This window comes from Kurthia populi (assembly GCF_042686175.1).
Classification (GTDB): domain Bacteria; phylum Bacillota; class Bacilli; order Bacillales_A; family Planococcaceae; genus Kurthia; species Kurthia populi.
Genome location: NZ_JBHUOR010000004.1, coordinates 1 through 9,805, shown reverse-complemented (window position 1 = coordinate 9,805; position 9,805 = coordinate 1). Strand labels below are relative to the sequence as shown.

The 9,805-nt window shown below is 40.5% G+C and carries 9 protein-coding genes; 2 read left to right on the top strand and 7 right to left on the bottom strand.

From position 1 onward, the window contains the following. Positions 1-249: 249 nt before the first annotated feature. The 4 genes from ACFSY7_RS00855 to bcp form a co-directional block, all read right to left on the bottom strand. Positions 250-1,122: a nucleotidyltransferase-like protein gene (locus ACFSY7_RS00855; RefSeq protein WP_380146491.1), complete on the bottom strand. Its 873-nt coding sequence runs from the start codon at positions 1,120-1,122 to the stop codon at positions 250-252. A gap of 137 nt (positions 1,123-1,259) precedes the next feature. Beyond that, positions 1,260-1,712 carry a peroxide-responsive transcriptional repressor PerR gene (perR, locus tag ACFSY7_RS00850; RefSeq protein ID WP_186439696.1) on the bottom strand — a complete coding sequence of 151 codons (453 nt, stop codon included), beginning with the start codon at positions 1,710-1,712 and terminating at the stop codon, positions 1,260-1,262. 155 nt (positions 1,713-1,867) lie between these two features. Continuing rightward, a complete protein-coding gene (locus tag ACFSY7_RS00845) occupies positions 1,868-2,812 on the bottom strand; it encodes a D-2-hydroxyacid dehydrogenase (protein WP_380146490.1) in 945 nt (314 codons plus the stop codon). After that, positions 2,813-3,283, bottom strand: coding sequence for a thioredoxin-dependent thiol peroxidase (gene bcp, locus ACFSY7_RS00840; protein ID WP_126989189.1), 471 nt, complete (start codon positions 3,281-3,283; stop codon positions 2,813-2,815). 104 nt (positions 3,284-3,387) lie between these two features. On the opposite strand from bcp, the gene ACFSY7_RS00835 reads away from it, so the two are divergent. Then, complete coding sequence (locus tag ACFSY7_RS00835; RefSeq protein ID WP_380146489.1) at positions 3,388-4,494, top strand: FUSC family protein; 1,107 nt, start codon at positions 3,388-3,390, stop codon at positions 4,492-4,494. Between the two features lie 130 nt (positions 4,495-4,624). Here the strand turns inward: ACFSY7_RS00835 and ACFSY7_RS00830 are convergent, their stop codons facing one another. The 3 genes from ACFSY7_RS00830 to mutY all read right to left on the bottom strand — a co-directional run bounded on the left by ACFSY7_RS00830 (position 4,625) and on the right by mutY (position 8,266). Then, positions 4,625-6,370: an ABC transporter ATP-binding protein gene (locus ACFSY7_RS00830; RefSeq protein WP_380146488.1), complete on the bottom strand. Its 1,746-nt coding sequence runs from the start codon at positions 6,368-6,370 to the stop codon at positions 4,625-4,627. 146 nt (positions 6,371-6,516) lie between these two features. Next, complete coding sequence (gene ntdP, locus ACFSY7_RS00825) at positions 6,517-7,086, bottom strand: nucleoside tri-diphosphate phosphatase (protein ID WP_126989186.1); 570 nt, start codon at positions 7,084-7,086, stop codon at positions 6,517-6,519. A 115-nt stretch (positions 7,087-7,201) separates the two neighbouring features. Further along, positions 7,202-8,266 (bottom strand): A/G-specific adenine glycosylase, encoded by a 1,065-nt coding sequence (gene mutY / locus ACFSY7_RS00820; RefSeq protein ID WP_380146487.1) that lies wholly within the window; start codon positions 8,264-8,266, stop codon positions 7,202-7,204. Positions 8,267-8,364: 98 nt separating this feature from the next. On the opposite strand from mutY, the gene ACFSY7_RS00815 reads away from it, so the two are divergent. After that, on the top strand, positions 8,365-9,336 hold the full coding sequence (locus tag ACFSY7_RS00815; protein ID WP_380146486.1) for a metal-dependent hydrolase: 972 nt from the start codon (positions 8,365-8,367) through the stop codon (positions 9,334-9,336). Positions 9,337-9,805 lie beyond the last annotated feature (469 nt).

The following is a 9,805-nucleotide window of genomic DNA, read 5'->3' as shown; positions in this document are numbered from 1 at the left end:
TTGCTTGATAACATTTTTTCGATTCAATTGAACCGAATTTATTGTGATTACATCTTGCTTGTTCAGTTTTCAAGGTTCATTTCGTTTGCCGTTATCTTAACGACTCACTTATTATATCATCATAACTTTTAAGAAGTCAACAACTTTTTTAAAAAGTTTTTTTCGTTCGTTTGTTATGTTGCGATGCCCTGTGTTTCAAGGACAAGTAATATAATACAATAGTTATTAATAACCGTCAAGCGTTTTTTATCACTTTTTTTTCACCGTATAATAACGATGGAAAACACCCGGACTCTTCGTCTCGATTCGGTCTATTTCAATATAGCCTTTCTCCACTAGAAACTCAACGAAAAATTCAAGGTTTACCGAATAGACATTTAATTCCTCATCTTCATGTAGTTGCTGTACACTCCAATGCGCTTTTTGCTTCATTACTTCTAATAGATGTTGTGCGCTCTCTTCTACACTTTCTTCTATTAACATTTTAATTATATCGAAAATTTCTAATAAGCGTTCCTTGATTTCTTTGTGACTCGTAATAAATTTCTCATAAAGATTGTACACTTCTACATTGTAGCCTTTTAATTGATTCCACACCGTCACCTCAGGATAACGGCCTTGTTGAATAATCGTTTGGCGCGCTAAATGGTGTAACACTTCAATCATATGATTGTATGCATCAAAGTAGTCACGTGCATCAAAGGATACTTTACTCTCTTCATAGCGACGAATCATTTTCGCAAACTCAACACCTAGCTTCACTTGACGTCCTTCAAAAGGATAGTTTTTGAGATTTTTCTTTAATGTATCTACATATTCATTACGATCAAATAATACCTTGCCACAAAATAACCAATCGACAATCTTCTTATTGTAGCCAACAATCAGCCACTTTTGAATTTGCTTTTCGGTAATAGTATGCATAACTGCCTTTTTATTATTATCAAATGAATAGTGTTTTGTAAAAATAGGTTTTTCATTATCCTTTGTAATAATAAAAAGCACTGTATCAAAATTGTCGGTAATCGGGCTCACTGAATCAATCTTTTCAACTAAGATAACACCTAGTGTATTTGAATCACTTGCGCGTTCCTGATAAATCGGTCGTAAATGTAAATCCATTAACTATTCTCCCCCTAAACAATTGGTCTCCATGTAGATTATAGCGTGAAACATCAAATGTCGCTATTGTTCCCTGCAAAAAAGAACAACAGGAACCGCATACTTAAATGCGATTCCTGTTGTTATCTCGTTTTAACTTATAATGCCGTCTTTACTTCTTCACTCTTCGCTTGACACTCTGGGCATGTACCGTAGATTTCCATACGGTGTGAATTGATTTCAAAATTGGTTACTTGCGCTGCTACATGCTCAACCTCGTCTAGTCCAGGATAATGGAAGTCAACGATTTTACCACATGATGAGCAAATCACATGATAGTGTTTCGATGTGATGAAATCAAAGCGACTAGCGTTATCACCATATGTTAACTCTTTTACAAGGCCCGCTTCACGGAATACTCGTAAATTGTTGTAAACTGTCGCCACACTCATATTTGGGAATTTCGATTCTAATGCTTTATAAATATCATCCGCAGTTGGATGCGTCATTGTTTCGATTAAATACTCTAAAATCGCATGACGTTGCGGAGTAATACGTACGCCCGTAGTCTTTAGCGTGTCGAGTGCATTTTTTAATTGCGTTTCAGACATCGCCATGCACCTCTTTCATACAAATTATTAATTTATAATTGTTATTAATAAGTGTACCTGTCACATGGCATTACTGTCAACTTTATTGATTAAAATGAACGATAGTCCTCTGATGAAAATGATTTAGTTTTCAATTAGCATCTATACATTCTCAATTAGTAACCTAATGTTAAATCGACAAAGTTCTCTAATTCCTCGTGATTACCGCTACGCCACTTCTCTAAATTTGGTTTAAAGATTGCGAAGCTGCGCTCTAGGTAACGTGATGAATGACTTGAAACGTGTGGAGATACGGTCATATTAGGTAAATCCCATAGGGGTGAATCAACTGGTAATGGCTCTGTTTCAAAAACATCACACACAGCCGCACCAATTTTATTTTCGGTTAACGCTTCTATTAAAACGTTTGTTTCCACAAGTGAACCGCGTCCAAAATTCATAAATAGCGCGGTATCCTTCATCGCATCAAAATGCTGTGCTGTCATTAAATGCTTTGTTTCCTCCGTATCAGGTAATACAGATACGACAATATCCGCTGCTGGCAGCACGGATTTCAGTTCGTCAAAGCATACCATTTTGTCCATATATGCCGCATCACGCCCTGAACGATTGCAACCTATTGTCGTCACATTGAATCCTTTTAAGAGACGACCAATCTCGCCGCCAATGGCACCCGGCCCAAGAATAACGGCTGTTGAGCCAAACAGTTCACGTTGCTTTAAGTTACGTTTCCACTCATGTTTTGTTTCATACTGATAGATTTGTGGCAAAGAATGGTAATGCGCTAAAATGTGCATAAGAACAGATTCAGCCATCGGTACTTTGTGAATACCGCGTACATTTGTTACTGGGATACCACGCGCCGCAATCGCTGCGTTTGGCATTTTTTCGATACCAGCAGAGGCTACCATAATCCACTGTAGGTTTTTGGCAGTCGCAATATGCGCCTCTGTCAAATCCTCACCATAGGTCACGATGATTTCAGCACGTGCTAAATCCGTATCCTCGACCGTGCGTGAAAACACAAACTCCTCATTTGGAAAACTTTTTAGTAAATCTTCTTTCAAATCTGGTCGTGGATCAAACGTAAAATAAATCATCTATTCGGCTCCTTCCCGTAGTGTTGTTAGTACTTCGGCGATATGGTCCTTCACGCGAACACTGCGCCATTCATTCACAACAGTGCCATGCTCGTCGATTAAAAAGGTCGAGCGGACAATGCCCATATATTCTTTACCAAAGTTTTTCTTTAATTGCCAAACACCATAGGCTTCCGCAACTTCATGGTCTTCATCTGCTAATAATGAAAATGGTAGCTCATATTTGTCGATGAATTTTGTATGTCGTGCTGCTGGGTCCGGGCTCACACCAACTACAACAGCATTTAAATCTGAAAAATCTGCGTGTGCATCACGAAAATCACATGCTTCTGTCGTACATCCTGGTGTCATATCTTTCGGGTAAAAATAAAGAATGACCTTTTTCCCTGCAAAATCGCTTAAAGAGATGCGCTCACCCTGTTCATTTGGTAATGTAAAGCTTGGCGCTTTTTTGCCAACTAAGTTTGTCATATTAAAAACCCCCTTTTCTTTATTGTAACAAGTTCCTTTAAGCAATGCTTGAAACATGTTAAAGTACAACTATATTGAATGAAAGAGAGGTTGCCATTTCAACAATGAAATTAGGTGCCCGTATATTAAAAACCGGCGTTGCCATCGTCTTCGCCTTTTATTTAGCTGAATGGCTCCACTTGCCATCACCTATATTCGCTGGTATCGCCGCTATTTTTGCGATTCAGCCATCAATTTATCGCTCGTATAAAACAATTATCGAGCAAATACAAGGGAATGTTATTGGAGCTGTCAGCGCAGTTGTGTTCGCGTCCATTTTTGGGGTAGAACCAGTCGTTGCTGGCTTTGCCGTTATCGTAACACTATTAATCATGATGAAATTAAAGTTGACCAGCAGTGTCTCATTAGCACTTGTGACCGTCATCGTTATTATGGAAGGTCAAAAAATCGAAGCCTTTGATGAATTTTTATTATTCGCAGTCATTCGTTTCACAACGGTGATGATTGGGGTGCTTGCTGCCTTTATCGTCAACCTTGTATTCCTACCACCCAAATATGAAACACGGTTATTTGCCTCAACAAAATATTTACAAGATGACATTACACGTTGGATACGCCTTGCTGTGCGCCAAGCATCCGAGCATACATCGACAAAGCAATCCGTGCGTACATTACGTGATCATCAAAAAAAGCTCGACCAAATTTATGCACTTTATAAAGAAGAACGTACGTATACGAAAAAGGCGTTGTTCGCCAAAAAGCGTAAACTCGTCATTTATCGTCAAATGCTGATTACAACGAATAAAAGTTTAGAAACGCTAAATCGTCTGTTCATTCATGAAAATGAACTTGCGAATATGCCCGAACGCTTCCATATTATGATTCAGGAGCGCCTCGACTTCTTATCTACTTACCATGAGCAACTATTTTTAAAATACACTGGTAAGCTAAAGTCGCATCATACGACCTGGATTGGCCAGGATGAATTTTTACAACGTAATGAAATCATGGATATATTCGCAGACTATGTCATCGAGCAGCATGAGCGAGAGGGTGATGAGGAATTTTCAAGCTATCACCTGCTTCACATTTTATCTCGTATTTTAGATTATGAAGAAAATTTAGAGCATCTCGATACACTTATTACGGCATATCAGGCATATCATTCAAGTGAATTATTAACTGAACGTGATGAAGATAATATTTTGTAATTAAAGAAGCTTAAAAACAACCGCTCCTATGAGCATAAGAAAAACCGGAATCGCGCGGTGGCGCGGTTCCGGTTTTTCGTTTTAAACACTAAAAAAAGAAAAATGACGTGCTTTGTACCAGTCTCTTTTTTTAATCTAATTTTTGAACATTGAATAAATCATGATAAATTCCTGGTTTACTCATTAGCTCTGCATGAGTACCACGTTCTTTTAATTCCCCGTGGTCAATCACAATAATTTGGTCTGCATGTGTAATCGTTGATAAACGGTGCGCCACAATTAAAGTCGTACGATTATGCGCCAAACGGTCGAGTGATTCTTGAATCAATGCCTCACTCTCTAGATCAAGCGCTGAGGTCGCTTCGTCTAAAATTAAAATCGGCGGGTTTTTAAGGAATACACGCGCAATCGCTACACGCTGCTTTTGTCCCCCTGATAATTTCACACCGCGTTCCCCAACTGGCGTATCATAGCCCCCTGGTAAATTCATAATGAAGTCATGTGCATTTGCAGCTTTTGCGGCCGCAATCATATCTTCATCCGTTGCAAAAGGATTCCCCATTAAAATATTTTCACGTACAGAGTCACTAAATAAAATATTTTCCTGCTGCACAATACCGATTTGACCACGTAATGTTTCAAGCGTCACATCACGTACATCATGCCCATCGATTTTAATGCTACCTGAGAGGACATCGTAAAAACGTGGAATCAAGCTAATAATCGTTGATTTCCCGCCACCACTCATGCCGACGAATGCCGCCGTTTGTCCTGGCTGAATCGAGAAGTCAATATTACTTAGCACATTACGCCCCTCATCGTTATAGCGGAACGACACATCATTAAAGGTAACCTGCCCTTTTACAGGAGGGAGTGCAATGGCGTCAGCTTTATTTTCAATATCATATTTTTCATCAAATAATTCAAACATACGATCCATTGAGGCAACCGACTGTGTCAGTGTTGTCGATGAATTCACTAAACGACGAAGTGGGTTGTACAGCATATCGATATAACCGATAAATGCGGCCATCGTACCAATCGTAATATTACCTTGAATCACATGATACCCGGCATAACCAAGTACCGCGACTGGCGCTAATCCCGTAATCGTATTCACGACCGCGAATGTATAGGCATTCCAGCGCGTTTGAGCTAAAGCTTTATTTAAGAAATTGCCGTTTGTTTCAGCAAAGATGCCTTGCTCATGTTTTTCAAGCGTAAAGCTTTTAATAATATTCATGCCTTGCACACGCTCATGTAAATAGCTTTGTACACCAGCTAATGCTTTTGAACGTTCACGTGTTAACGCACGTAATTTTGTAAAGAAATATTTTACACTAATCATATAAAACGGTAGTGCAATTAATGTAATCAGTGTTAACTTCACATCAAGCATCATCATGATACCAATCGCAATAACGACCGTTACAAGGTCAATCCAAATATTCATTAACCCCGTCATGACGAATTCTTTCGTTTGTTCAACATCATTAATCGTACGAGAAATGACATCGCCGACACGGTTATTTGAATAAAACTTTAATCCTAGCTTTTGCAGGTGCGCATACAACTTCGTACGGATATCGTACAAAATACGGTTGCTGACACGCTGTGCAAAATATTGACGGAAAAACTCGACAGGTGGGCGGATAACAAAGAATAAAATAGCAACAATGCCAATACACCACGCGAGACCTTCCATTTGTTGTGCTTTCGTTAGCTCATCGGCACCGATAATATCATCGATAACAATCTTCATGATAAACGGTGTCGCCATCGGAATTAAGAACTTCACAACCCCGATTAAAAACGTAATGACGATATCCCATTTATATGGCCAAACGAACTGCATGTAACGCTTCATACTGCCCATGCGCTTCAGATCCTTTCGTCAAAAATGCGAGATTCATTGTAGCATATATCCATGGATTTTTTTACTAAATCGACTCAGAAAAACAAAAAAGGAACGGTCCCACCGTGTGAGACAGCTCCTTTTTTCCACCAAAACAGCTTATGGTGTTAATCATGTTCTGGATTTTGTTGCTTTTTTTCATCGTTTAATTGGCGTTGGAACTTAAAGCGATTTGTCCATGCTTCAATGAAGTCAGGCGCAAATGGACCACGACGTTGTTCCACCCACTGGATTAGCTTTTGTAAATTTGCTTTTAAAATACTATCGATAACTTGTGGGTAATTCATCAATTGGCGATGCTCTTCGTACTCATCCTCATCAAGAAGTGTATACGACATATCTGGAAAGACCTTAACATCTAAATCATAATCAATATATTTTATTGCGTTGTGATCGAATACAAACGGCGAACTCATATTACAATAATAATAAACGCCATCTTCTCTTAGCATACAAATAATGTTATACCACAATTCCGAATGAAAATACGTAATTGAAGGCTCCCTCGTCAACCATGTTCGGCCATCCGATTCGGTAACGAGTGTGCGTTCATTTGCTCCGATGATCACTTTATTTGTACTTTTTAGTACCATCGTTTCTTGCCATACGCGGTGAATGCGGCCATTGTGCTTATAACTATGTATTTGTACGATTTCCCCTACTGCTGGAATCGCCATTACAAGCCCCACCTTTGTAAGCACTCATAAAAAAGTGCTTTTGTAACATTATAACAATCCTACAAACAAAGGTGTAGTTAAAAACTGCGATTATCCCGAAAATCCATTGAATTTTTTACAATTTTTGGCGTTCAATACGATATTGTGCTAAAAATTTCTGCATCGATACAGAAAGCGGTAATTTTTCAACCTCGTCTAGCGTCAACCACGCCGCACGTTCTGGCGGTTCTTCTACATCAGTTGCACGTAGTATATAGCCATCCATCTGCCACACAAGATGTGAAAATACATGTTTTAGTGGCATTAAATGATCTTTACCAGCAAGTTCAAAATGATACAATTCCGCCATAACGCTATCCGTCACAACCTCTTTCTTCACTTCGACCATCGGGAACTGCCACATATTCGCAAGTAGGCCTGTTTCTGGACGTTGCTCCATTAAAATACGTCCCTGTTCGTCCTCGACGATAAACACATCATACGGAATTTTTTTCGTTTTCACTTTTTTCGTCTTCACCGGCAGTTTTTCCGGCTCCCCTTCATGAAAGGCTGTACAATAATCGCGCACCGGACAAAGTAGACAGCTTGGTGATGTCGGTGTGCAAACCATCGCCCCGAGCTCCATTAATCCTTGATTAAAAGCAGATGGATTATCATAGTCAATGAGCTCCATGACCGCGCGTTCAAATGTTTTTTTCGTTTTCGGTAGCGCAATATCCTCATCAATCATTAAGACACGACTTAATACACGCATGACATTGCCATCGACTGCATGCTCTGGCACACCATAGGCAATACTGAGTACAGCCCCTGCTGTGTATGGACCGACGCCCTTTAATGTTGAAATTTCTTCGCGGGTCTTTGGTACAACACCGCCATAATTTTCGACTACCTCTCGTACACCCGCTTGTAAATTACGGACGCGTGAATAATAGCCAAGGCCCTCCCATTGCTTCAAGAGAAATTCCTCATTGGCATCAGCTAGTGCTTGTGCTGTCGGGAACTTTTCTAAGAAATTTTCGTAGTATGGAATGACCGTATCAACACGTGTTTGCTGTAGCATTACTTCTGAAACCCAGATTTTATATGGGTCGGTCGTATGACGCCACGGCAAGTCTCGTTTTTCACGGTTAAACCATTCAACAAGTGCTTTTTGAAATTGTTTCGTATAACGATACAAATCGTTTCCCCCTCATTTATTGCTCGTAGAAACGAGTAAAATATTGTAAAATAGAACTCTAATGTAATGATTGAAATTGGCACTAAGGAGCTGATTTTTTGGATACAGGTACACACTTAGTTATGAGTGTCGCCATCAGTGGACTTGCGCTAGCGGACCCTGTCGTCGCATCGCATCCTGCAACATTTGCAGCCGTTGCAACCGGGATTATCCTCGGCTCACAAGCACCCGATATCGACACCATTTTGAAATTACGCAATAACGCCGTTTATATTCGCCATCACCGCGGTATTACGCATTCCATTCCGGCCGTTATTATATGGCCGTTGCTTATTACACTTGTTCTGCATTTATTATTCCCTTCTGCAGATGCCCTCCACGTATGGATTTGGGCATTCGGTGCAGTCGGGCTTCACGTGTTTGTCGACATTTTTAATGCGTACGGAACCCAGGCAGTGCGCCCATTCTCCAAAAAATGGGTTGCGCTGGGCATCATCAACACATTTGACCCGATTATCTTCGGCTTACATGTTGTGGCGATTGCCGCATGGGCGTTCGGTGCCCCACCCGTTCCGACGATGACAACACTCTATATCGTCCTTATCGGCTATTACCTCGTACGCATTTGGCTACACCGAGCCGTTATTACCGCTGTCGAAAATACCGTACCCGATGCAGAAGAAGTTATTTTATCACCTACACGCTACTTTTTACAGTATCGTGTAGCCGCAAACTCCAAAACACATCATTATGTTGGACGCGCATATGGCCGCTCCATCACAATTTACGATAAATTTAAAATTGAGCCATTACCAAAAACGCCTTTATTTGATGCAGTCTTAAAAGATGAAAACTTTAAATCTTTCGTGTCCTTCTCGCCTATTTATCGCTGGGAGATGCGCATGCTAAAAAATGGCCTACAAGAAATTCGTCTCATCGATTTGCGCTACCGTAGTAATAATCGATATCCATTCGTAGCTGTCGCACATGTCGATGAAGAGTATAACATCGTTCGGTCATACACAGGCTGGATCTTCAGTGAAGAAAAACTACAAAGCAAATTAATTTAATCATAAGTGATGAAAACACCGTTTAGTGCTGACGGGCGTTTATAGTTCCTGACAAGCGGCGTTCTTCGTCGCGTCGGAAGGAACGAAACGACCCGAAGCACTGGTGTTTGAATCCGGATAACACTAAGTGATGAATCGACTCGTTCAGATTCGACGGGCAAATAAAGCTTCTGACAAGTGGCGCCTAGCCACGTAGGAAGAAGTGATTTGACCCGAGAATCTAGTCGATGAATCCGGATAACACTAAGTGATGAAAGCGCTCGTTTAACTCCGATGGGCATTTATAGCTCTCGACAAGTGACTCTTTTTGTCACGTCGGAGAGAGCGAAATGACCCGAGGAGTTAGCGCCTGAATCCGGATAACCATAAGTGATGAAAGCGCTCGTTTAACTCCGATGGGCATTTATAGCTCTCGACAAGTGACTCTTTTTGTCACGTCGGAGAGAGCGAAATGACCCGAGGAGTTAGC